The 25,430-nt window shown below is 43.7% G+C and carries 17 protein-coding genes; 9 read left to right on the forward strand and 8 right to left on the reverse strand.

The window, feature by feature from the left end; all coding sequences use genetic code 11:
- The first annotated feature begins 202 nt into the window (after positions 1-202).
- The 5 genes from bamA (at position 203) to AK822_RS04315 (ending at position 7,016) form a co-directional block, all read left to right on the forward strand.
- The gene (gene bamA / locus AK822_RS04295) at positions 203-2,626 is read left to right on the forward strand and encodes an outer membrane protein assembly factor BamA (RefSeq protein WP_060490686.1); all 2,424 of its coding nucleotides are present in this window, start codon (positions 203-205) and stop codon (positions 2,624-2,626) included.
- 146 nt (positions 2,627-2,772) lie between these two features.
- Positions 2,773-3,789, forward strand: a complete 1,017-nt coding sequence (lpxD, locus tag AK822_RS04300; RefSeq protein ID WP_060490687.1) for a UDP-3-O-(3-hydroxymyristoyl)glucosamine N-acyltransferase — start codon at positions 2,773-2,775, stop codon at positions 3,787-3,789.
- Positions 3,790-3,861: 72 nt separating this feature from the next.
- Positions 3,862-4,371, forward strand: a complete 510-nt coding sequence (fabZ, locus tag AK822_RS04305) for a 3-hydroxyacyl-ACP dehydratase FabZ (RefSeq protein ID WP_045444990.1) — start codon at positions 3,862-3,864, stop codon at positions 4,369-4,371.
- Positions 4,372-4,573: 202 nt separating this feature from the next.
- Positions 4,574-5,353, forward strand: a complete 780-nt coding sequence (gene lpxA / locus AK822_RS04310) for an acyl-ACP--UDP-N-acetylglucosamine O-acyltransferase (RefSeq protein WP_060490688.1) — start codon at positions 4,574-4,576, stop codon at positions 5,351-5,353.
- 310 nt (positions 5,354-5,663) lie between these two features.
- The gene (locus AK822_RS04315) at positions 5,664-7,016 is read left to right on the forward strand and encodes a sodium-dependent transporter (RefSeq protein WP_060490689.1); all 1,353 of its coding nucleotides are present in this window, start codon (positions 5,664-5,666) and stop codon (positions 7,014-7,016) included.
- A gap of 96 nt (positions 7,017-7,112) precedes the next feature.
- On the opposite strand, the gene tgt is transcribed toward AK822_RS04315, so the two are convergent.
- Positions 7,113-8,264, reverse strand: coding sequence for a tRNA guanosine(34) transglycosylase Tgt (tgt, locus tag AK822_RS04320; protein WP_060490690.1), 1,152 nt, complete (start codon positions 8,262-8,264; stop codon positions 7,113-7,115).
- Positions 8,265-8,500: 236 nt separating this feature from the next.
- Between tgt and AK822_RS04325 the strand changes: the two genes are divergently transcribed.
- Positions 8,501-9,151, forward strand: a complete 651-nt coding sequence (locus AK822_RS04325; protein ID WP_060490691.1) for an SOUL family heme-binding protein — start codon at positions 8,501-8,503, stop codon at positions 9,149-9,151.
- A gap of 164 nt (positions 9,152-9,315) precedes the next feature.
- On the opposite strand, the gene asd is transcribed toward AK822_RS04325, so the two are convergent.
- On the reverse strand, positions 9,316-10,449 hold the full coding sequence (gene asd, locus AK822_RS04330; RefSeq protein ID WP_060490692.1) for an aspartate-semialdehyde dehydrogenase: 1,134 nt from the start codon (positions 10,447-10,449) through the stop codon (positions 9,316-9,318).
- Positions 10,450-10,831: 382 nt separating this feature from the next.
- Here asd and AK822_RS04335 point away from each other — a divergent pair, with 382 nt between their 5' ends.
- Complete coding sequence (locus AK822_RS04335; protein WP_060490693.1) at positions 10,832-11,956, forward strand: endonuclease/exonuclease/phosphatase family protein; 1,125 nt, start codon at positions 10,832-10,834, stop codon at positions 11,954-11,956.
- A gap of 495 nt (positions 11,957-12,451) precedes the next feature.
- Here AK822_RS04335 and AK822_RS04340 read toward each other — a convergent pair whose 3' ends face one another.
- Together AK822_RS04340 and AK822_RS04345 are read right to left on the reverse strand one after the other, a co-directional pair.
- The gene (locus tag AK822_RS04340) at positions 12,452-13,855 is read right to left on the reverse strand and encodes a peptidylprolyl isomerase (protein WP_060490694.1); all 1,404 of its coding nucleotides are present in this window, start codon (positions 13,853-13,855) and stop codon (positions 12,452-12,454) included.
- Positions 13,856-14,005: 150 nt separating this feature from the next.
- On the reverse strand, positions 14,006-17,140 hold the full coding sequence (locus AK822_RS04345) for an LPS-assembly protein LptD (RefSeq protein WP_060490695.1): 3,135 nt from the start codon (positions 17,138-17,140) through the stop codon (positions 14,006-14,008).
- Positions 17,141-17,528: 388 nt separating this feature from the next.
- On the opposite strand from AK822_RS04345, the gene AK822_RS04350 reads away from it, so the two are divergent.
- Positions 17,529-18,641 carry an aminoglycoside phosphotransferase family protein gene (locus tag AK822_RS04350; RefSeq protein ID WP_228139060.1) on the forward strand — a complete coding sequence of 371 codons (1,113 nt, stop codon included), beginning with the start codon at positions 17,529-17,531 and terminating at the stop codon, positions 18,639-18,641.
- A gap of 133 nt (positions 18,642-18,774) precedes the next feature.
- Positions 18,775-19,518, forward strand: a complete 744-nt coding sequence (gene murU, locus AK822_RS04355) for an N-acetylmuramate alpha-1-phosphate uridylyltransferase MurU (protein WP_060490697.1) — start codon at positions 18,775-18,777, stop codon at positions 19,516-19,518.
- Positions 19,519-19,637: 119 nt separating this feature from the next.
- Here the strand turns inward: murU and AK822_RS15240 are convergent, their stop codons facing one another.
- The 4 genes from AK822_RS15240 to AK822_RS04370 all read right to left on the reverse strand — a co-directional run bounded on the left by AK822_RS15240 (position 19,638) and on the right by AK822_RS04370 (position 25,336).
- Positions 19,638-19,754 (reverse strand): DUF2474 domain-containing protein, encoded by a 117-nt coding sequence (locus AK822_RS15240; RefSeq protein WP_372815413.1) that lies wholly within the window; start codon positions 19,752-19,754, stop codon positions 19,638-19,640.
- A gap of 91 nt (positions 19,755-19,845) precedes the next feature.
- Positions 19,846-20,862, reverse strand: a complete 1,017-nt coding sequence (cydB, locus tag AK822_RS04360; protein ID WP_045445007.1) for a cytochrome d ubiquinol oxidase subunit II — start codon at positions 20,860-20,862, stop codon at positions 19,846-19,848.
- The gene (locus AK822_RS04365) at positions 20,862-22,358 is read right to left on the reverse strand and encodes a cytochrome ubiquinol oxidase subunit I (RefSeq protein ID WP_060490698.1); all 1,497 of its coding nucleotides are present in this window, start codon (positions 22,356-22,358) and stop codon (positions 20,862-20,864) included. The genes cydB and AK822_RS04365 overlap by 1 nt, the downstream gene beginning before the upstream one ends.
- Positions 22,359-22,861: 503 nt before the next feature.
- Positions 22,862-25,336, reverse strand: a complete 2,475-nt coding sequence (locus AK822_RS04370) for an esterase/lipase family protein (RefSeq protein ID WP_060490699.1) — start codon at positions 25,334-25,336, stop codon at positions 22,862-22,864.
- Between the last annotated feature and the right edge of the window lie 94 nt (positions 25,337-25,430).

Consider the following 25,430-nt stretch of genomic DNA (forward strand, 5'->3'; position numbering starts at 1 on the left):
GGGATGATTATGACCATGATAGGTAGCATGCTTTGTATCATGGCCTCTGTACTAATCGTAATTTTTAGTTTATTTTGTGATGCATTTTATATAAAGTGTTCTGAGTCTGCTGCGTATGCGCTTAAATTTCATGCGAGATGCGCTAGACAATATGGGCTTTTTAACTTAACTTAAGCAAGTTTTTTATTGACGGATAGTGTTTATGCGTACGCCTTTATTTATGAGCGCGGCAGGGTTGCCGTTAGTTGTAGCGATGATGAGTATGCCAGTACAGGCTGCAGAATTTGTAGTCACTGACATCGGTTTCAATGGTTTGCAACGTTTAACCCCCGATAGCCTCTATCCGGTTCTACCTATTTCGGTAGGGGATACGGTAAATGACAGTAGTTTAGCAGCCAGTATTAAGGCGCTTTATGCGACCGAAAATTTTGCTGATATTCAAAGCCGTATCGAAGGTGGACAGCTACGGTTTGATGTCGTTGAGCGCCCAACGATTGCTGAAGTCAATTTTGAGGGCAATAAGCTCATTCCAAAAGAAGGGCTAGAGCAAGGGTTGGACAATGCTGGTCTGTCTGCGGGCAATGTGCTGAAACAAGCCACGCTACAAGGCGTCGCCAATGAGCTACAGCAGCAATATATCAGCCAAGGCTATTACAACAGCAATATCGAGGTTGATCAAACGTTACTTGATGGCAATCGCGTCAAGCTCGACGTGCGTTTTGTCGAAGGCAAACCTGCCAAAGTGGTCGATATCAATATCATTGGCAATAAACACTTTAGTGATGAAGAAATCAAAGACGTTTTTGCGGTAAAAGAGTCCTCGTGGACACGTCTGTTATCTAAATCTGATCGTTATGCCAAAGAAAAGCTGGCCGCCAGTTTAGAGAATCTAAAAGCGCTTTATCAAAATGATGGTTATGTGCGTTTTGCAGTAGATAATGCGGTGCTTAACATCAGTGAAGATAAGAGCAGTGTGTTTATCGAAGTGAGTCTAAGCGAAGGCGAACAATATCAGTTTGGCGAAGTGAATTTCTTAGGTAAGCCGACTTTTGAGAACAATGAACTAACAGAGTTGGTGACTTTTGCACCCAATGAAAAATACTCGCAAGCCAAGCTCGATGAAACCACCGCGGCACTTAAGAGTCGTTACGGTAATGAAGGCTATTATTTGGCGCAGGTGAGACCAGTACCACGTATCAATGACGAAACCAAAGTAGTGGATATCGATTATTTCATCGACCCTGCACGTCCTATTTACGTTCGTCGTATTAACTTTACTGGTAACATCAAAACTCAAGACGAAGTACTGCGCCGTGAAATGCGTCAATTAGAAGGCGCATTGGCGACTAGTGACAAAATCCAGTTGTCACGGACACGTCTGATGCGTACTGGCTTCTTTAAAGCTGTCAACGTTGATGTAAAACCAGTACCGAACCAACCAGACCAAGTAGACATCAATTATACGGTTGAAGAGCAGCCTTCTGGTAGCTCAACGATTGCTGCGGGTTACTCGCAAAGCGGCGGTGTGACTTTCCAGTTAGATCTAACACAAAACAACTTTATGGGTACAGGTAATCGTGTGAAAGCGGCACTATCGCGCTCAGAAACCCGTGATTCTTATAGTTTGGGCTATACCGATCCGTACTTTACCGAAAACGGCGTCTCACAAGGTCTTAGTGCCTATTATCGTGAAACGAAATACGATGATAGAAACGTCAGTAACTATGTCACCGATTCTTATGGTGCTACGCTGAACTATAGTTATCCTGTTGATGAAACCAAACGCGTTAGTGCCGGTTTGAACGTTGATAATACTTCAGTACGTGGTGGTCGCTTCTTGGGTGTATCAAACGTTCAGCAAATTATTGATGATGGCGGTACGTTTGAGAACTTTGTCAATGATGAAAATGAAGCTTCTGGACGCACAGGCTTCAAAAATGATTACAATACTTATAACCTACTATTCGGCTGGGACTATAGCACCTTAGATCGTCCAGTGTTCCCGACCAAAGGTATGAGCCATACGGTCGATGCCACCATTGGCTTGGGTGATACCAACTATCAAAAACTTGTTTATAGCGGCAACATCTATTATCCCTTCTACAAAGACTGGGTAGCACGCGGTTATACTAAGCTTGGCTATGGTAATGATTTGCCGTTTTATGAAAACTTTTATGCTGGTGGCTATGGCTCTGTACGTGGTTATGAGGCCTCAACCCTTGGGCCAAAATCACAAACGTATTATGATGCCATAAATGATGATGTGCGTTACAAAGACGAAGATATCGGTGGTAATGCGCTAGTCAGCTTCGGTAGTGAGCTAATTTTGCCAATGCCGTTTAAGGGCGATTGGGCAGATCAAGTGCGTCCGGTATTGTTTGCTGAAGGTGGTCAGGTATTTGATACGACTGATAAGGAAGATCGCACTTTTATCAATCCTAATGACGGTACTGATACGGGCGTACCACTGTTGACGCAAGACAATAGTATGCGCTTTAGTGCGGGTGCAGGTATAACCTGGTATACGCCAATTGGTCCAATTTCATTAAGTTATGCTATACCTATTGGTGATAAAGAAGGCGATGAAACTGAAAAAGTTCAGTTCCAGATTGGTAATACGTTTTAACGTAGCATGATTGTTTGCGTTCATGTCGTTAACCATAGCAGTTACTTACATGAACGCAGCATCTGTTAGATATTAGTAGATCGCCAAGGTGATTGTTCAGCTTGGCGATTGTCTTATTCATAACAATATTTATATTAATAGTCACTATGATAACGATTGAGCAACTTATCACTCGGATTGAGCAGCGTCAGCCCATTACCAATAAGGCTGAAATCAGCGCTAAACAGTTACGTCAAAAATTCAGTAGTATTGGTAGTTTGACCACGGCTGGTCATAATCAGTTAAGCTTTTTGGCCGATCCTCATTATATTTCTAGTCTGGCTATCAGCGAGGCAGGGGCTGTATTGGTTACTGCAGAATATCGCGACCAAGTGCCCTCCACAGCGATAGCGTTAGTCGTCGCAAGCCCATACTTAGCTTATGCTGGAGCTAGCCAGTTGTTTGCTCGTGAGTCACTGTCTGGTGGTATTCATCCTAGCGCTGTGATTGCTGATAGTGCTGTCATTGGTGAGCAGGTGAATATCGGACCTTTTTGTGTGATTGCCGATTATGTGCAAATTGGTGCGCGTAGCTCACTTGCGGCGCATGTGGTGATCGAAGAAAATACGACTATTGGTACTGATGGTGTTATCAAATCACAAGTGGTGATTGGGCATGATTGTGTCATTGGTGATCATGTGAGGTTACACGCGGGTGTCAGTGTGGGTGCAGAAGGTTTTGGTTTCGCACCAACCAAAGATCCTAGTACCAGTGGCTGGGAGCGTATTGCTCAGTTAGGACGGGTCGTAATTGGCAACCATGTGCGAATTGGTAGTCAAACTTGCATTGACCGAGGTGCCATTGATGATACGATCATTGGCAATCACGTTATTATTGATAATTTGGTACAAGTTGCTCATAACGTGCGTATCGGTGATGGCACAGCCATCGCGGCTCAAACGGGTATCGCGGGCAGTACTAGTATCGGCAAGCGCTGTATTATTGGCGGTGCGGTCGGTATCACAGGTCATATCGAGATTACAGATGATGTCACTTTATCTGGGATGACCATGGTAACCAAATCTATCAAAACCGCTGGTTCATACTCCTCTGGAACGGCTGCTATGCCGACAGCTAACTGGCGACGGGCAGCTGTACGCTTCCGTCAGCTTGGGCGTGATTAGCGCAAATATCAATGCATATATACAAACACAGTAAAATCATAGCGATTTGAAACATAGCAAGGAAGCACCATTATGAGCAGCACCGATATCGATATTTTGAATGATAAAGAAATGAAAAGCTTAGCTGAGCAAGGTCTTACGCTGCCATTAACTTATCATACGTTAAAGCATTATTTGCCACACCGTTATCCTTTTCTTTTAGTAGATAAGATTATTGATTGCACACCTGGTGAGTGCATTACAGGTATTAAGAATGTGACTATCAATGAAGAATTTTTCAATGGTCATTTTCCTGATGAGCCGATTATGCCAGGGGTACTCATGGTTGAGTGCATGGCTCAGGTCTCAGGCGTGCTCGGATTTATCAGTGCTGGTCTAACCGCAGAAGATGGTTATTTATATCTGTTTGCAGGTGTTGATAAAGTCCGTTTTAAGCGTCGAGTGATTCCTGGTGATCAGCTGACTATCCGTGCTAAAACAGTGATGCAGAAGCGCGGTATTTATAAATTCGACTGTACTGTACATGTTGACGATGAGTTAGCCGCCAGTGCGCAAATAATGATTGCTCGCCAAGAACAATAACGTTTACCAATAGTTATTGTGGCTCGTAGCCGACCTAATTCTTTAAACAAAGCATCTAAAGAATTAGGTCAAAGCGGGTCATAAGCATTATAATTGACACTCGCATTTAACAGCAGAGCCATGCTTAGGTTTTTCCATAAAACTAAATTGGCTGTATTTGTTTTACCATTTACTCGCATCAGATCATACAAAGGCCCACATTATGAGTCAGATCCATCCAACAGCACTCATCTCACCGTCCGCCCAAATTGATGAGACTGCTATCATTGGTCCGTATTGTATCGTCGGTGATGAGGTCACTATTGGCGCTCACACGGTTCTGCATCGCCATGTAGTTGTTACCAAATTGACTCGTATTGGTCAACACAATGAGTTTTATCAATTTGCGAGCATTGGCGAAGATCCTCAGGATTTGAAGTATGCTGGTGAGCGTACTTGGCTTGAGATTGGCGATCATAATACCATTCGAGAAGCCTGTAGTTTACACCGCGGCACCGCACAAGATAGTGAGCTCACTAAAATAGGTAGCCATAATCTACTGATGGTGAACACTCATGTGGCTCATGATTGTGTGATTGGCGATCATAATGTATTGGCCAACAATGTTGGCGTTGCAGGGCATGTGACTATTGGTAATCACACGATTATTGGCGGTAATTCAGGTATTCATCAGTTTTGTACGGTTGATGACTATAGCTTGATTGGGGGCGCAAGTCTGATTCTAAAAGATGTAGCTGCCTTTACCATGGTATCTGGTAATCCAGCAACGACTCATGGTCTCAATGTGGAAGGCATGCGTCGTAAAGGATGGTCAAAAGAGACAATTGAGGTATTGCGTCAAGCTTATCGTATGATTTTTAGATCTGGTCTGACGACCGTGCAAGCGCTTGAGGTTTTGAATAATGAGCTGCTACCAAAAGAGCCGAAAATCCAGTTGCTCATTGATTCACTACAAAAAAGTCGTCGTGGTGTGGTGCGCTAGAACGGCGATTGGCTTTTACTTAAGATCATATATAGTATGCATTCATTAATTAGCCAAACTCTTGTCAGTTATAGATAAAATTACCAGAAGCCATAACCATTTGTTATGGCTTTTTATGTTTATGAGCGCTTGACTTTTTTGGTGGCTTAGCAGAAACTGAGCCTTTACGATATTGTAAACAATTCTTTCTTAATGTTGCTGGACGCCTCACATTGAGGTGTTTATTGAATAGCCTGATATTTCTCATGGCTATTTATGATAATCAAGGAAGATTATCAGTGATGTTAATTGAAGCACGAGGACGGAAAAAATGGCTATTAATAAACAAGAACATGCACAGTGGAGCTCAAGTTTTGGCTTCGTATTGGCAGCGGTTGGTTCAGCAGTTGGTTTGGGAAACATATGGAAGTTTCCTTATATGGTCGGTGAAAGCGGTGGTTCAGCTTTCGTTATCGCTTATTTATTCTGTATCGCGCTGGTAGGTTTTCCGATTCTAGTCGCTGAATGGCTGATTGGTCGCCGTGGGCAAAAGAACCCAGTCAACACTTTTGCGGATGTTGCAGCAAGTGAAGGTAAGTCGCGCAGTTGGGGCGTCATTGGCGCGTCAGGTATTTTAGGTGGTTTCTTAATTCTATCGTTTTATAGTGTGATTGGCGGTTGGGCACTCAACTATATTACTAAAGCAGGTACAGGCAGTTTTATTGGTCAAGACAGTGATTCTATTGCTGCGACCTTTGATGCTATGTTGGCTTCAGCAGGGACGTTGACGATTTGGCATACCGTGTTTATGGCTATTACTGCTTTGATTGTCGGTATTGGTGTGACCAAAGGTATCGAAACTACGGCTAAAGTTTTAATGCCACTACTCGGCGTGATTTTGTTCGTCATCGTTGGTTATAACATGATTAATGGTGGTTTTGGCGAAGCAGTGGCTTATCTATTTACACCAGATCTTAGCAAGTTGACTGGCGATGTGATGCTTGCAGCATTGGGTCATGCCTTCTTCACTCTATCTATTGGTATGGGTATTATGATTGCTTATGGCTCATATTTGGGTCGTGAAGTGAACTTACTAAAAACCGCCCGTACCGTTGTAATTTTAGATACGGTTATTGCCTTGGCTGCTGGTCTAGCAATCTTCCCAATCATCTTTAGCAATGGTCTAGACCCTGCTTCAGGCCCTGGTCTTATCTTTGTCAGCCTACCGATCGCTTTTGGTAGCATGGGTGCAGGGACGATCATTGGTACATTGTTCTTCTTACTTATTACTTTTGCTGCTATTACCTCATCAATCTCATTGCTTGAGCCAACCGTTGAGTTTTTAGAAGAACGTACACCGATGAGTCGTACGGTATCAACCATCGTTGCCAGTACGGTGATTTGGCTATTAGGCGTTGCGGCACTACTATCATTTAACCTATGGTCTGACTTTACTATCATGGGTAATGGCATCTTTGATGCATTGGATAAAATTACTAGTAAATTTCTTCTCCCTCTAACTGGTCTTGCTGCAATTATTTTCGTTGGTTGGCAAATGGATCAACGCAGTATTCAGCAAGAGCTTGGTCTGTCTAATGGTGCATGGCAATTATGGCAAATCATTGCTAAGTTTGTAGCACCAATTGCCGTGCTCGTGGTATTTGTAACCTCGTTAATGGGCTAGTACTGATTAACTAGAAATAATAAAAGCAACACACTAAAAAGGGCTTAAGATAATTCTTAAGCCCTTTTTATAGCTATGACAATGGCAAAAATATGATTAGCGTAGATTTAACTCAGGTACTGTTTGTCCACGTTTGTTATAAAATTCGCTGACAAACTCATCAAATTTGTCTTGTTCAATGGCATCACGAATACCTTGCATCAAACGCTGATAATAGCGCAAGTTATGGATAGTCGCTAATTGAGCGCCCAGCATCTCTTTACACTTATTAAGATGGTAGAGATAAGCACGGCTAAAGTTTTGGCAAGTATAGCAGTCGCACTCAGGATCTAATGGACCTTCGTCATTGCGATACTGGCTGTTACGGATACGTACCACACCAGCATTGTCTGCATCGCCTGTGACGAAGTAGTGACCGTTACGCGCGTTACGCGTCGGCATCACACAGTCGAACATATCGACACCGCGACGTACACCTTCAACTAAATCCTCAGGCTTACCAACGCCCATCAGATAGCGTGGCTTATCTGCTGGCATATCATCAGGGAGGTAATCTAGGACATCTATCATTTCATCTTTTGGTTCACCAACAGACAGGCCACCGATGGCATAACCATCAAAGCCGATATCGAGCAGGCCTTCAAGTGATTGCTGACGTAAATCAGGATACATACTGCCTTGTACGATACCAAATAATGCGTTGGTGCTGCCCAGCCTATTATGCTCATCAACACAGCGCTGTCCCCAACGTAATGAGAGCTCTAATGATTTTTTGGCTTCATCATGAGTGGCTGGGTAGGGCGTGCATTCATCGAATTGCATGACGATGTCTGAGTTCAAGCTATATTGAATTTGCATCGATTTTTCTGGCGACAGAAATACCTTAGCGCCATCGATAGGGGATTTAAAGTCGACCCCTTCTTCGGTGATTTTACGCATGGCACCCAGACTGAATACTTGAAATCCACCTGAATCGGTCAATATAGGTTTGTCCCAATGCATGAACTTATGCAAGCCGCCAAACTTATCGATCACCTCGGTACCTGGACGTAACCATAGATGAAAGGTATTGCCCAAAATAATATCAGCACCGATGGCTTCGATATCACGTGGCAGCATGCCCTTGACCGTGCCATAAGTGCCAACAGGCATAAACGCTGGCGTTTGTACGTCGCCATGATTGAGATGAACCGTACCACGGCGCGCACGCGTGTCGCCGCTGGCCGTTTTATGTAAGACAAATTGCATATGATAACCGCTATGTAAGCTATGAAAATGGTGCTAATTATAGCATTGTTAGCAGTTTTTTTGGACATGGATGTTTATGAGGTATTGATATATCTGACAAATATGTCTTTTGGTTAATAGTATTTTGTCATAACCAAAAGACACAGACAGTGCTTATGAGTAGTTGGTAAAGTAGAAATCATAATGGCGAGACAGTAACCATTGCTAAGCGATGTTTTAACTGCTGGAGACATACTATGAAAAAGGCAACCTACTTATTATTAAGTGGTTCATTATTAACCTCAGGAGCAGCTATGGCGACCGAAGAGCCGAATTATACAGTGTTGTCGCAAATGGATGACTTTGAGCTGCGTCGTTACGATAAGCAGCTAGTAGCGCAAACGTTGGTAAGTGGTGACCAAGACTCAGCGAGTCGCGAAGGGTTTAAAGTGTTAGCCGACTATATATTTGGCAATAATACAGCGCCAGCTGGCGGCAGTAGTAAAATTAGCATGACTGCGCCCGTTACGATGCAGCCCAATAACAAAAAGAGTGATAGCGAATCACAAAAAATTGCGATGACAGCACCAGTAAGCATGCAGCAAGACGATGGTAAGTGGCGTGTACAATTTACTATGCCCAGTAAATACACGATGCAAACACTGCCAAAGCCAAATAATCCAAACATCACGATTACCGAGGTGCCAGCACAGACGTATGGTGTGATTAAGTTTTCAGGGTTAGCAGGCAGTAAAAAAGTAGCGACTAAAACGGAAGAGCTACAATTTTGGATGCAAACCCAAAATTTGACTATAACGGGCGAGCCTGAACTGGCACGTTATAATCCGCCTTGGACGCTGCCTTTTTTGCGCCGTAATGAAGTGATGATTGCTTACAAGCCAAAGTAATACTAGCCTCAAAGTATAAGATGAGCGTTGTCACATTTGCTGAGCTTATTATAAGTAGGACTTGCATTTGTTTGCCGTGCTATTCAAATTTTTGGAAGTGGCATGCCCATAAAAAAAGACAGCATTTGCTGTCTTTTTTGTACTGACTTTTTAAGAAAATAAACTTAGTCTTTTTGCTCACGGATGATATTCAGCATACGACGTAGCGGCTCGGCTGCACCCCATAATAGTTGATCACCAACGGTAAATGCGCCTAGATACTCAGGGCCCATATTGAGCTTACGCAAGCGACCTAGTGCAACTGTCAATGTACCAGTCACGGCTACTGGCGTTAAGCGGTTCATAGTCGCTTCTTTGTCGTCTTCGACCAAGTCCAACCACTCATTGCCGCTGTTTTTAAGTGCTGCTTCGATTTCTTCTAGCGGAATGTCTTTTTTGAGCTTGATGGTAAGGCCTTGCGCATGACAGCGCATCGCGCCAACGCGCACACACATGCCATCGATAGCAATCTTATCAGCTTCTGCGTTACCAAGGATTTTATTGGTCTCGACGCCGCCTTTCCATTCTTCCTTGGATTGCTTGTTTTCTAACTGAACATCGATATAGGGGATCAAGCTACCTGCTAATGGCACACCAAAGTACTGTTTAGGAAAGTCATCTGAGCGCTGAGTCTGAGCGATTTTTTTATCAATCTCAAGGATGGCGCTGGCAGGATCAGCCAACTCGTCTTTGACCGCATCGTGTAGCACGCCCATGCCAGCGATTAATTCGCGCATGTTGTTAGCACCAGAACCACTAGCAGCCTGATAAGTCATGGCGCTGACCCATTCTACCCAGCCTTTATTAAACAGCTCACCAATCGCCATGAGCATCAATGACACGGTACAGTTACCACCGATAAAGTCTTTTTTGCCATTGGCTAGGGCGCTGTCAATAACGGCGCGATTGACTGGATCGAGAATGATGATGCTGTCATCTTCCATTCGCAAGGTGCTTGCCGCATCAATCCAGTAGCCATTCCAGCCACTATCACGTAGCGGTTGATGGACTTGCGAAGTATAGTCGCCGCCTTGGCAGGTAATGATGACATTACAAGCAGCTAGCGCGTCAATATCATGAGCATCTTTTAATTGGCCGGTATGAATACCATCAAGGCTTGGGGCATCACCACCTGCGTTGCTGGTTGAGAAAAACACGGGTGTAATACCGTCAAAATCTTTTTCCTCAGTCATACGTTGTATTAATACTGAACCGACCATGCCGCGCCAGCCTACCAAGCCTACTGTTAAATTACTCATGAAACTCAATCCTTTTTACCATAAATTGTTGCATTGCCAGCCGATAACAATGCCGTGAATAGCCATAAAAAGCAAGGCGTTTTGGCCGTTTTTAGTGGTTTTTCATACACTATTAATGATGTTCAGTATAACTTTAAGTTATTAACCTAATGGCGATAGTATCGACGCCTCACTCGCCACAAATAGATAGCCCTAAAAATAAGTTCGTCCATAGTACCCGTTATGGTGGGCGAATTAAAAGTGTAATGTTTTATAGCGGTTAACGAATAATCCATGCTCATTAGTAGGCGATAACCTTCTGAAATGCTAAAGTAAACAGCTAACGTCAGTTCAGTTAAAACCATGGCGATATTCATCATTTAATAGACGGCTAATACATACTATGGATCTCTCACTATTATATTACAGCATACAGTGGCTAGCAGGGTTCATTGCATTTGTGACGATTTGGGGCTGGATACCACTGGATAATTGGTGGGTGCGCGGTGTTGAATTTCCGCGTATTCAGATCATGGTGTTGGGTGTCATCGCTTGGATTGGTATGCTGATTTTTTGGTCAGAGTGGCAGCTGGGACAGTGGCTGTTATTTATCGTCTTAAGCATTACATTAGCCTTTCAGCTCAGGATGGTATTGCCTTATACCAAGCTATGGAAAAAAGAAGTTCAAAAGGCAAAAGACAAGCCAGAAGGGCAGGTGCATCAACTAAAAATAATGGTATCAAACGTACTAACGCCCAATGATGACACCCAAAAACTGGTGGATTTGGTGAAGCAAAGACAGCCTGATATTTTAATTACGCTAGAGAGTGATGACAAATGGGAAAAAGCACTGTATCAAATCGAGGCTGATTATCCTTACACCGTGAAAGTGCCACTAGACAATCTATATGGGATGCATCTTTATTCTAAGCTTGAGCTGATTGATCCTGAAGTTAAGTACTTGATGATTGATGACATACCTTCTATTCATGCCCAACTGCGCCTGCAAAGTGGTCGCGTGATTTGGTTGTATTGCTTGCATCCCATGCCGCCAAGCCCGACGGAAGCGGATAAGTCTACTACCCGCGATGCTGAGCTATTGATGGTTGGCAAACACATCAAAGAAAACAAGCAAACGGCGATATTGGCAGGCGACCTCAATGATGTAGCATGGTCAAAGACGACTCGACGCTTTCAACGTATCTCAGGATTGTTGGATCCGCGTATTGGTCGACATTTTATCAATACGTTTCATGTCAGCTATCCATTTTTACGTTGGGCGCTTGATCACATTTTCCATAGTGCTTGCTTTACGGTAGTGGATATTCGGCGTATGCCTTCGATAGGCTCGGATCACTTTCCTGTTATGACGACTTTACAATACGAACCAGAAGAGGAGAGCAATCAAGCGCAAAATGCCCCTACTGCAGAAGCGGAAGATATTGAAGAGACCGATCATAAAATAATAGAAGGTAAAAAAGAAGGTGAAAAAGTCTCAAAGGAACATGCAGAAGAGCAGAGAAGTTAGGGTTGATAGCCTGCCAATACTATAGCCATCGTATGATGCAATGTTAAAAGAGGCTGTAAGCATATGCTTACGTTAAATAAGGTCTTTAGCCTCTAGTCGCATTAAACTGATTACCCTACAATACCTGCATCAACACAAGGATACGCATGGATGCAGTGTTGAGACAGTATCAATAAAAGCACAGGTCAGCCCGCTGTCTTATAGGATACTGTTTATGACTTAGGATGAGTCAGCATGGAAGAAATAATAACAACAATATGAAGCGCCATAGCCCCTAACCAATCGCCCTAGGTTCGGGGCTTTTCTTTGTGTGTGTAATGCTTACATTTATTTTATTCGATATTCTTGTGTTTGGACATGCTGCAATATATTTGAGATGACCTTCTGATTATTTTTAGCGCATAAATGAACGTCAATAAAAAAAGGGTACATGCATTAGCATATACCCTTTTTGACAAAGCATTATTAGATTTGACTTATCGATGCCTATATCAGTTAGCCAAGTACTTGGATGTAAGCACCTGCGCGTAGCTCTTGTAGCCAGTCTTCTTTGGCTTGCGGTGCTAAGCGCTGATAAAGCGCTTGACGTGCCATATTGCGACGATATTGATCGCTAACATCTTGTTGGCGTTTGCCTTCTATTTTCAATATATGCCAGCCAAACTGGGTTTTGAAAGGAGCAGAGTAGTCACCAACCGCCGTGTTTTTCATCATGGCTTCGAATGGACCAATCATATCTTCTTCACTCACCCAATCAAGATCGCCACCGCGGCCAGCGGAACCGGGATCATCTGAATAGGTCGATGCTAAACCAGCAAAATCAGCGCCGCTGCGTAGCTGTTCATACAAATCATTAATCTTTTGCTCAGCAAGCGCGTCTGTCTGTAGCTCATCAACTTTCACCAATATGTGACGAGTACGCCACTGCGGTATCAGCATGGTGTCGCTGGCTTTTTTGTCAGCAAGTTTGATGATATCGATACCTTCAGGCGTTATTAATGGTGCGCTGACCGCGCCAACCTCAAGTTTGGTAATCTCACTTGATAGCTCTGTAGGTAGAGAAGCAGCTTTATGAAAGCCCATATCGCCACCTTGTAGCGGAATAGGATAGTTGCCTTGGCTAGCAGCGACCGCTTCAGCGACATCAACGTTTGGTGCAAGCAGGCGAGTACGCAGAGCTTCTGCTACCTTTAACGCTTCATTGCGTTGGGCTTCTGATAGTCGGCTGTAATCATCCATGTAAGGTACTCGTACATGAATCGTTTGATACTCACTCTGGTTTAAGCGCTTGGCTTCAGGCGAGGCCAAAAATGCATCAATATCTTGTTCGCTGATGCGCACGCGGTTACCGATTTGGCGCTGTTGCAAGGCTTGAATGGCTGCATCTTCGATTAATTGCGCACGTAGCGCCGCATAGCTACCAGGTTTTGCTGCGTCCAAACGCTGTTGCAAAGCTGAGATGCTCGTCAGCCCTTCTGCTTGAGCGATTTGACCGAGGCGTTGATTGATAGCCGCTTCATCAGGGTTTAAACCGACGCGCTTGACCATGGACAGTTGTAACTCACGCAATATGAGCGCATTTAACACCTCAGACTGTAGCTGTGCTGAGTTTGCTATTGGTTCACCAGCCGCTTGTGCACGTGCTTGTGCTTGGGTGATAGCATCGATCAAATCGCTCTTTAAGATAGCATTTTCATTGACTAAAGCAATAATGCCGTCGGTGCTATTGGCTGGCGTCAAACGATTGACGTTATTCTGCGCGGTCACGGCATTTGCTTGAGGCGCTTGTGATTTTGCAGGTTTAACGGTGGCAGCTTGGGCGCTCAATGTAAGCGCAAGGCTGGCACTCATAGATAGCAATACAGCACGGCTGGTTTGACGTAAAGAAAAAAATCTCATGATGCTCCTCATCAATGTCATCGCATCGGATGGTAGTTGGTCAACGCTGTTTAATACTTTTAACAGTCAAATATTAGGCAGCGTTGACCATAATAGGGTTACAAACTAGGTTATGAAATACATAGCAAAAATATTTATACAAGCACGGTCTTAATCTTTCCAAGCAGTCTGGACAGGTTCAAAGCCCAAGATTTTATCAGAGAGTAAGCGAGTCAGGCGGCTGCTACCACTACCCAAACCATTCAATCTAATCTCTGCCATAATAGCTTGCGTTGGTTTGTCTTTGACATTTAAGTCATTATAGTAACGACGACCATAAACTGCAAAACCAAAGCAGCAATCTTCGTAATCAACGCCGACCAACGAATCAAGAACTTTATCACGATTGTAATCGTATTGACCTTGAGCCAAAATTCGCCAGCTGTTATTGATTGGAAAGACAGCCGATGCGGTAAAAGCAGAGAGCGGCAGCTGATCGGTGTTTTCATCACGTTGACGTTTGACAAATCCAACATTAAACAAGCTGTTGTCAGACGGCTGATAACGCAGCTCAGTCGTAATATAATTTAAATCATAATCATTGGTCAGTGCGCCACTAACATCAACCCAAAAGTTGTTGTAAGGCTGCGTGCTGGTATCCCAAACCATCCCTGAAGATGAAGAGGTGAAGACAGGTTGCTGATCATCAAGCGTAACACGTCCATTATCGATATAAAACTGCTCTGCAATGCTACCATCAAAACGTGTCACACCCGTTGCGTCGATGTAACGATAATTGATACCAGGAGTAAGCGAATGCAAATCTTGCAAGCGATCATGCCCTAAGAACCAACTGTCAGAGAACAGCTGTTCATAGTTAATAGAGGCAATACGCGTATTAAAGTTTGGAATATCGTTTTGGTCTTCATATGGCGAGTAGGTGTATTTCAATCGCGGGCTAAGCAAGCGATAGCCACCCATGGTATCGTCGAATGCGCCAAAAGGCGAGCCTGCTTGATAGAAATTCAGACCTGCATCGATACTGGCTTGCGGTACAAATACCGACTGGCTACCATCTTTATCACTCAACTGATTGTCGGCTAAGCTGTCCTCGTCATAAGAGGTATAGAGATGTTGTAAGCTCAGTTTGGGCTTGATATAACCCCAAGATTTTTCCATTGGATAAACGGCGCTGAGTTTATTATAAATTCGCCCGCCACTTTTTTCATTCTCAGAGCCATCGTCGATGGATTTTTTGAAATAAGCGGAATCGTGTACACCAGTGATATCGAAGCTCTTCGCCCAAGGCAGTCGATAATCGAGCTTGAGCTGCGGCAATCTTGAGTAAGGCTTATCTTTATCTTCTAAGGGTTTACCATTACTGGTAAAAGCGTCTAGAGTTTGAAAGGTTTCTACCTTCAATTCACCATCAACATAGTCATTATAATAATTGACACGCGCACGGCGTGGTAAGTTTATGGTGCTGTCTGATAGACCCAGTGTGTCAAAATCATTGAGGTAGTCTGAATCTGACACATAGCTGTATTTTGCATCACCGCTTAAGCGTGGAATGCTCTTAGATGACCAATAATGATCATAAAAGAAGCTAGAGCGGTCTTCGTCATTGTACTCTTTGTCATTAGGCAAATATGAACCATTAAAAATACCTTCGCCGTAACTTTCGGTCAGATAGCGAAACTCGCCTGACACCATAGGATTGCGATCGGTATAAATATGGGTATTGAGCGTGGCATCATAATTGGGTGCCAAATTGAAATAGTAGGGTATATCAACCTCAAGACCGCTTTCACTACTGATACTGGCATTCGGCAATAAAAAACCACTGGTGCGACGATTATCAATCGGGAAGTTGAAATAAGGCAAATAGAACACAGGCACGTCAGCGATACGGAAAGTAGTGTTATAGGCTTCGCCGCGACCTGTATCGGTATCTAAATCAATGCTTTTGGCATCAAACTGCCATTTACGATTGGTTGGTGGACAGGTACTAAACATGACATCATCTAGCTCATATTGACTGTCATTCGGTCTGTTCAAGCGCTTGGCATAACCATGAGCTTGCAATTCTACACTAGCAAAAGCCACATCATTGGCTGTCGACTGTCCAGTTTCAGTATTATAATTTAAACTATCGGCGACCCCAATAAGCCCGCCTTTTGATGCTTTTTCAGTGAAATTGGCTTGGGGGTTATTCGATGAGCGGTTTGGTGTATTGCTCTTTAGTGCGTTGCTGCGTGATACTTGCTGACCTGTCGCCTGGTCAGTAAACATGACTTTACCTTGAGCGGCGGCAATGCCATTGCTCAAATCTAACAAGACTTTTTCTGCTTCTATCTGCTGGGTACCCTGATTGATGATGACATTGCCCGACAGCTCTGCATAGTCGACATTGTCGTAATAACCATAATCTGATTCTGAAAACAGCGGCGCTTGATTATTCGGGAGACCATTTAAGTTTGGCGCAGGCTGTCCATTGGTTGCTCCCGCCTCATTGACCGCGCGTTGATAGTTGGGGTTGCTCTTTGGATAAACCCATTGACCTTCGCAGCGTTGGGCGCTATCTACGGCATTCGGTAATAACTGTAAGTTTTTACCCACTTTTGGAATGGTTTGCGGGGTAGGTGTTAGCTCGTTTTGAATGATATCTTGGTTAGCATTATCACTATTGTTTAACGTTGAGGCATCTGTATCAGGTGTCAGCTCATAAAACTCTGCTAAACGCAGCAGACTATCTTGAATACTTTCATCACTCACATCAACTTTACCAGTCTTCTGTGCGGCTTTAGGTGCAGTGGTTTCAGCAAGCTGGGCAGTGCTATTGTTTTGAGTGGTCGAAATCGTATCTGCTGCTGGTATAAAACCTTGATCATCACTCTCGTTAATGGCGGTAATTTCTAGAGGGCGGTTGTCTAAGGGGCTTTTATTAATAGCACGCTCATTAGAGATGCTGTCGTTAAAGGGGCTTTCACTAAAGGTACTTTCATTAAAAGTATTGTCAAAACTACTGTCTGAAATATTGTTATCAGTAGCAGCCTTTTGAGACGTATTACGCTGAAAGTCAGTTTTTTGATAGCGGATATCATTATATTCGCTGTCTTTTTGGACGCTACTGCGATTGGCATCAGGTGTAACATCAGAGACATAACGGGTGCTACTGTCAGTGATTAGCGACTCAGTTTGCTGTGTGTCAGCATTGCTGGGCGCAGCACTAACGGTTAGGCTGGACAAGCCTAAGGCACCAAATAAGATCAAACGGATGCTTTGGTAAAGCGGAGAATATAACAAGGGCACACCTATGATTGCAGAGCCTATTGGATTGCGATACTGAATTTAGTAACCATATTATTAATCATGTATGGCGGTTAATAAACGACTAAAAAATCATTGATTGATAATGCTATCTTAAGAATTTGGCTGTTTTACATATAATGACGACTAATCATAGTCAAAAAAAACCAAATCAGCTACACTATTTACCAAAATTTATAATATAGCCGAGCTGTTTTTTGAATGGTTGCTGAGGTTATGCTCAGCGCTAGATGTCGAATGATATCCCAATACGCTTGCTATCGCAGTTTTTTTTGGCTCAAGACGTTGCTATTTTAACAAGGTTTTGCCTGACTTATCACTACTTTAATTGTTTATGACTTATATTTAACCTGCGATGCCCATTATGACTGATAAAATACTTTTAGAGCCTAATATGATCGATACCAAACTCAATAGCCGTCTACAACAATTAGAGAGCTGGTTGCAGCAAGTATTTGCTGGTCAAACGTTCCAACTCGATAGTCTACCCGGTGACGCAAGTGCTCGCCAATACCATAGAATCCAGCTGTCAGACAGTAATGACACGACAGTCGCACATTATATTGTCATGGATTCAGCGGACGAACAAGACGCCATGCGCCAGTTTATCAATGTGACTAAGCTGATGGCACCAGCGATCAATGTGCCGACACTCATTGCGCAAGATGTGACGAAAGGATTTTTGGTGTTACAGGATTTTGGTGCGATAGAGTTCGCCCATCTGCTCGTTGATGCGACGCCTGCGCAGATAGATGAGCATTATCAGTTGGCAATGCAGACGTTGGTCGCGCTACAGACCGTGCCAGTTGAAACAGCAAAGTCGCAACATCAACTGCCAGATTATGATACCGAGTTATTAGATCGTGAGATGGATTTATTTAGCGATTGGTTTATACCTTATATCGGTGTCGAGCTTGATAAAGCATTATGGAATACTTTAAAAGAAGCCTTGATAAAAGAGATTTTGCAGCAACCACAAGTCATCGTCCATCGTGATTATCACAGTCGCAATTTGATGCAAGACCAAGCGGATCGCTCGCGCTTAGGCGTGATTGACTTTCAAGACGCCGTCATCGGCTCTTATACCTATGATTTGGTGTCATTGCTGCGAGATGCTTATGTAGAATGGTCAGAGAGCCAAGTCTCTGCATGGATTAATGATTTTTGGCAGTTGCAAAAGCAGGCAGGCTTGACTACGGTAGATAGCATAAAGCAGCTCGAAAACGATATGAATGTCATGGGCGTGCAGCGACATTTAAAAGTGTTGGGGATTTTTATTCGCTTGTCTGAGCGAGATGGCAAAGACCGCTATTTGGCGGATATACCTAAGGTGATGCGTGATTTAATGTTCGAGTTAGAATGGTTAGAGGCGCACGGTAGACCGCATATGCAACGAGCAGTAGCGCCGTTTAATGAGAGTCTCAGGGATAATATACTGCCAGCTTATCAGAGTAAGTTTGTACAGCAATATATTTAGAACGAACCACTTGCGAGCTTTATTTGACGCGAATGCTCATCTGATAAGTAATGCTCATTTGATAAGTTACGTTAAAACATTAGCAAATTTTAATCTGAATGTATAATCCCATAAAATAAAAAAAGGAGCGCACATGTCTGAGATTGACCGAGCAATGATTACCCAAGCAATGATTTTGGCTGCTGGTAAGGGCACGCGTCTGCGTCCGTTAACACTGGATACGCCCAAACCTCTGGTAGAGGTGGGTGGGCAACCGCTTATCGTCTGGCACATTAAAGCGCTACAAGCGGCTGGTATCACTGATATCACCATTAATGCGTCATGGCTGGCTGATAAGCTGATGGATACACTGGGTGATGGCAGTCAATACGGTGTTAAATTACATTGGTCAGTAGAGAATGATGAGCCTCTAGAGACCGCAGGTGGTATTTTTCGAGCGTTACAAACTGGCAAGCTGCGCGATGAGCCATTTATCTTAGTGAACTCAGATGTATGGACGACCTATGATTTTGCGCAGTTGCGAGATTATAAGCTTGGCGCTGATCAGCGCGCACATCTGTTATTGATTGACAATCCAGAGCATAATAACGGCGGTGATTTTGCCATCAATAATGGTTTAGCCAGCGAGCAGCCGATTGGTGATGCAGACAAATACACCTTTGCTGGCATTAGTGTGATGTCACCACGATTGGTCGATGGGTTGGTATCAGGTCAGCCAGCGGCGTTGGCACCATTGCTCAAGCAAGCGATGATAAAGTTCCAAATCACGGCTGAAATCATTTCTGATAATTGGATAGATGTGGGCACGCCTGAACGCTTAGCGCAGGTAAATGAATTTATCAAAAGTAACGGTGTTGATCACCATCAAGGCGCTTAGATTAAGATGCCTAATTCTTATTAATCTTATATAAGTAATCACATAAAAAAGCAGCGCCGATTCATCGACGCTGCTTTTTTATGTGATATAGCCATGGCTAAGTGGGCTGCAAATGATTGCTAGATGCCCATAGCCAACTTGATCAATTGAGCAATCGTAAAAATAACTGCAAACCCTGCTATATATAGCCCAATGAACCATGCCCATTGTGACTGTTTCTTACTGAGCTTCTTCATGCTCGCCTCCTACTACGTGTTAATGCGCTTTAAAAAGTGTAGCCACTGCTAATATTTGCAGTAGCCACATTTTTATATCCTTTGTTTACCCTTAGTACATATGCTCATGTCCCGTTTTACCCTTAAAGGTGTAATAGGCAAAAGCGGTATAACTCAGGATAATCGGTAGCATTATGACGGCACCAACTAACATAAAGGATAGTGAGGTGTCAGCTGCGGCTGCCTCATAAATCGTCATCTGATACGGTACGATGTATGGGAACATTGCGAAACAAACCCCGATATAGCCCATCAAAAACAGTGCCACAGTCAACAAGAAAGGACGATATTCGCGCTCGCCACTTAAGTCTTTACGCATCAAGAAAAATAATAGTAAAACTATAATTGGCATTGGCGCTAGATATAATAGACCTGGGAAGCCAAACCAGCCTTCGAGGGCATTAATGTCTGAAAAATACATAAACGCTGTGACGACGATCATTGCCACTACCAAAGCAGACAGCATCCAGCCAGACACTTTGCGTGCCCAGACTTGTAGGGTATGCTCAGTTTTGATAATGAGCCATGTAGAGCCAAGTAAGGCGTAACCAATAATCATCGCAAAGCCGCAGACGATCGAGAAAGGTGTTAACCAATCAAATGGCCCACCAGTATAGAGGCGGTTGCTTGCCTCAAGACCTTGTACAAGCGCCCCAAGCATAATACCTTGAGAGAATGTAGCAACGACTGAACCAACAAAAAAGAAAGTATCCCATACGTGACGACGTGACGATGCTTTGAAGCGAAATTCAAATGCCACACCGCGCATTATTAGACCGAATAGCATAAAAGTAACAGGCAGATAAAGCCCCGTCATAATAATGCCATAAGCCACTGGGAAAGCAGCGAACAAGCCGCCACCGCCCAATACTAGCCAAGTCTCGTTACCATCCCAAAACGGGGCAATAGAGTTCATGATGCGGCTACGGTTTTTATCTGAGCCAGCAAAGGGAAACAAGATGCCGCAGCCTAAATCAAAGCCATCAAGCAATACATAGATAAAGACGGATAGAGCGATCAGTCCGCCCCAAATTAAAGGTAAGTCTAATACATCACCGTAGTTAAACATTAGCGTAACCCTCCATCATCGACGTCGTTTGCAGGAGTATCTATATCTTCTTCAGTACTCTTAGCAGGATTGCTATCGCCACTGAGCGCACGACCTTGGCTTTCGGTCACTGAGTGCTCATAGAAATTATCATCGGCAGGATCTTCGTACGGTTTTGGCCCTTGAGCAATCAAGCGTAGAATATAAAAACTGCCTGCACCGAAGACAAATATATAGAGGACAATAAAACCAATCAACGTGGTTGCCACTTGCTGTGCTGCGAGCGGTGACATACTTTCTGCGGTTCGTATCACACCATATACAGTCCACGGTTGACGTCCTGTCTCGGTCACAAACCAGCCCGCCAGTAATGCGATAAAGCCGAGTGGGGTCATCATCATCCAAGCACGGTGGAACCAGACACTTTCGGGATTATATTGCTGTTTTTTAAAGTATTTATAGAGACTAAATAAGCCGACTAGCACCATTAACATGCCAATACCAACCATGATGCGAAATGCCCAGAATACAATCATGACCGGTGGTTGGTCTTCAGGTGCCCAGTTTTTTAGACCTTTAACTTCCCCATCTAACGAATGGGTAAGAATCAAACCTGAAACATAGGGAATGCTTATTTCATATTTATTGGTTTGGTTTTCTTGGTCAGGAATAGCGAATAAGCGTAACGCTGCGCCGCGCTCATCCTCCCAAATACCTTCCATCGCTGCGACTTTGGCTGGCTGATGCTCTAAAGTATTCAGACCATGCTCATCGCCAATCAATACTTGAGCGGGTGCGACAAATATCGCCATAATCATGGCCATACCTAGCATAACGCGACCATGTTGACGGTGTTCGGTATGCTTTTTAGATTGAATATAATAAGCACCAACCCCGCCAATGACAAAGGCAGTCGTCAAGAATGCCGCTGTCATCATATGAGCATAGCGGTAAGGGAATGAAGGGCTAAAAATGATCTCAAGCCAGTTGGTAGGATATAAAAGTCCATCTGCGCCCATCATAAAGCCTTGCGGCGTCTGCATAAAGCTGTTGGCGGCTAAAATCCAAAAGCCTGAAATCAGTGTACCAATGGCGACAATGGCAGTGGAAGCGAAATGCATACGCTTGCTCACGCGCCCCCAACCAAATAGCATAATACCTAAAAAGGACGCTTCTAAGAAAAACGCGGTCAATACTTCGTAGGCGAGTAGTGGGCCCAACACGTTACCGGCTTTGTCAGAAAAGACCGCCCAGTTAGTACCGAACTGGTAGGACATTACTACACCAGATACCACGCCTAAGCCGAAAACAACGGCAAATATCTTGACCCAATGCTTGTAGACTTCAGCATAGATAGGCTCGCCTGTTTTGAGCCAACGGAATTCAAGTACCGTTAACCAGCTGGCAAGTCCGATAGAAAACGCGGGAAAAACAATATGAAACGAGATAACAAAAGCGAATTGGATACGCGCGAGCATCAGCGCATCGAGCTGGTCAATCATAAACGTAGCGAACATAAACGGTTACCCTTATCTGTTAGCTGAATAGCGCTGGCTTCCATAAAACGCTCAAGTAACTGCCCGCAGTCGTCTATAGATTAAGGTAAAAAATAGTACGGGCAATGGCTCAGTGTTGATTAGCGAGCAATCTTAGGGATAGAGTGCGGCTAAGCTAACGACTGTTTAGCTGAATTAAGTAATTTATATCCCTATAAATTAATACATTACTGTCAGGTGCTGTCAATATATTATGCGCTTCCCTCGATGCACACGCAAGCTGCGCAACAGATTGGTCGCATACCTGATAGTCATTAAAAACTGCTGAGATAAACCCAGATATATCAGACTAATCGCTTGGGAAAACAAAGTGTTATCAAGTTTACCTTAATAACAGTAATGTTTTATTTTTGTCCTAGTATAGGCACAAATATCCAACAGAGTACAAAGTTGCAAAGCCATCTGCTTTACTCTTAATTTTAAAGTGCAAAGACCAGTGCAGCGCTATATGACACAAGCAATCATTATTCCTGCAATTGTTTATGTAAAATCTGGCGCAATGTCAAAATAGTTTGCGGGTTAGTTTGAATGCTATGACCACCGCTGATAATCGTCTCAGAAGCCGCGCCATCAAGATGAGCGCTGGTATAAGGAACAATACCATCTGATAAACGTTCAGTTAGTGCTTGGCTGATATCTTCATTGACAGTGACGGCTGCAACCAGTGGTTGGGCAGAGAGCTTTGAGCTATCAGAAGGGCTACTTGTACCAACTGTCTCATTTTCAATGTCTTCTTCTACTGCTTGTGATAAATCAACCTTTGCACCAGCTGGCTGCATTTGCGCCAGTCCTTTAGTAATATCGGCATCATTATTGGCAATGATAGAATGATAGGTCACACGATCATTGATGGTGATGTCTTTCGTCAGTTGTATAAAAGAGGATTTGTCGCTCAGTTGACTTGCGCCATTTTGTAAATATAACGCACCCAAAGGATTTTGTGCCAAATCACCTTGCGTGGCAATGGTGGCCAAGTTGTCCGTGACAGTTTTTACCAAACCGACTGGCAAATAGACAATACGGCGCAGTGCCCGAGTGAACCAGCGATCTGCATAGTCAGTTCCGCGAAAAGGCGCTGATAAAAAGACAGCCGTATCTACTTGTGGTAACGCTTGTAGCTCAAAGCGTTCTTTTAGCTGATCTTCGCCAAATGATGCTTTAAGTGCGTCACGAATCTTACGTTTTTCACTATCAGACAGCACATTTTGATCGTCTAGTCGATCTAGGTCATCGACCAAGTTCTCATCAGATAGCATCATGCGAGCGATAATGGCACCCATACTATGACTGATAATCACGCTGTTTTTGCTGGCACGATTTTGTCCTTTAGGATCAGTTTGCTCGTAGGTGCTGTTGATTAACTGTTGTATTTGATAACGGTTTTCTAAAATGGGCAAATTGGTTGGATAGAATATCTGCCACACTTGATAGTTATCACGCAACTTATCGTCGTTGAGAATATCGTTGGTTAAATTGACCCAAGTGGCAGGGCTAGAAGCCAAACCATGCAGCATAATCAGGACGCGCTTGTTGGGATCATAAGGCTCAAGCATGAATAATTTGGGCAGTCTGGCCTCTGGCTGGCGAGTGATTAAATTGAGATAACCGACGCCATCTAGCTGGTTCTCTGACAGCCACAAGCCATAACCTGCAGAAAAGTTAGCCGCCAGTGGATAGTCACTATTAAGGATGTTAACGCTTTCGCTTTGGTATGGGTTGTATAAATGAATATCGAGCTTGCGACTGCTTAGTACATCCAATACGCTATCGCCGCTTGGTTCAATCAATCCTGTTAATAGCAAATGTCCAGTAGGGTAGATACGCGAACTTGGCTTGCTCTCATCTGTGTCTCCATCTTTCTCATTGGTCAATCGACCTGACAATGATGACACTAATAATTGGCGAATTGTGGTGGTATAGCGGTCATCCAGTGAGGCCACCAAGCTGATACCTAAGCCTGGGCGTTTGCTGATTGAGTTAAGCCCAGAGAGGCGTAATTCGTAAGTGGAAACCAAGTCTGCTAGTGCAGAGGTCTGCTTATGTGCATTTTGCAAATAGTTATTTTCATTAGGCAAATAAACACCAAGATCATAATCATCAATTTGTATTTTCATGACGTTGACTTGATCAGTAGGTTTGCCCTTGAGCGGTGAATAATTGGCAATCGCGGCTTGGTTACTGTCATTAAGATTGCTAGCGGATGTGGGCAAATAGTCTACTTTGGTGCCGCCCATCAATTTATTTGAGCCGTTGGTTGATCTATAAAGCTGGGTTATCACATCATTACTGGCGGCATTATAGATGTCTTGGGTCTGAATATCGGTGTCATTTGGAATACGGTTCTGTGACTGAGAGGGACTTTTATCTTGATCTGCGCCCTCAAAGTCATGGGTCAAACTGTCATAAAATAAATAGGTATAACTGGATTTGATAGCATCGAATAGCCGCTCTTGATAACCTGTTAGACAGCGATTGGTGTTTTCTTGCTGGACTTTAGCTTCTGTATCCTCTAAAGGTGCGTTGGCATAATAAGGATCAAGTGGCGGGCGAGCCAGCGCATTGCGGCAGTCCTGAGAGGCAGAAAGCTGTCGCGCTTTTGCGTAGTGTAACTCTGCAAAAACTGCCAAAGTAGGACGGTAGTGTTTATTCAAAATACTGTCAGTAAGCTGAGTGAGGCATAAATCAAACTGCTGCATACAGGCTTGCTCATTGAGCCCTGCCGATAAGAGCGCTGATGCCGTATCACTGCTTAATTTTTTGGTAGTGATAATATTACCGCGCTGCGCAGTAATCGTCTTCGCTGACGCTTGCTTATTCACTGATACCGTACTGCACGCAGGTAGTAATGCTACCGCGGCTATCAAGGCGACTGATGTGATCGAAAATGGGGGTTTCTTAGCATGCGTCACCATATTTTTGATAGGGCTAGCGAAAGTCATAGGTGAGTCCAGTTAGTCGTAAAAGCATGATTGAGTCAGTAATTTATAAGAAGAAGTGTAGCGTAACTTTTCGAATTAAACTATTTTATTTAAA

It is taken from the genome of Psychrobacter sp. P11F6, from assembly GCF_001435295.1.
In the GTDB taxonomy this organism is placed as follows: Bacteria; Pseudomonadota; Gammaproteobacteria; order Pseudomonadales; family Moraxellaceae; genus Psychrobacter.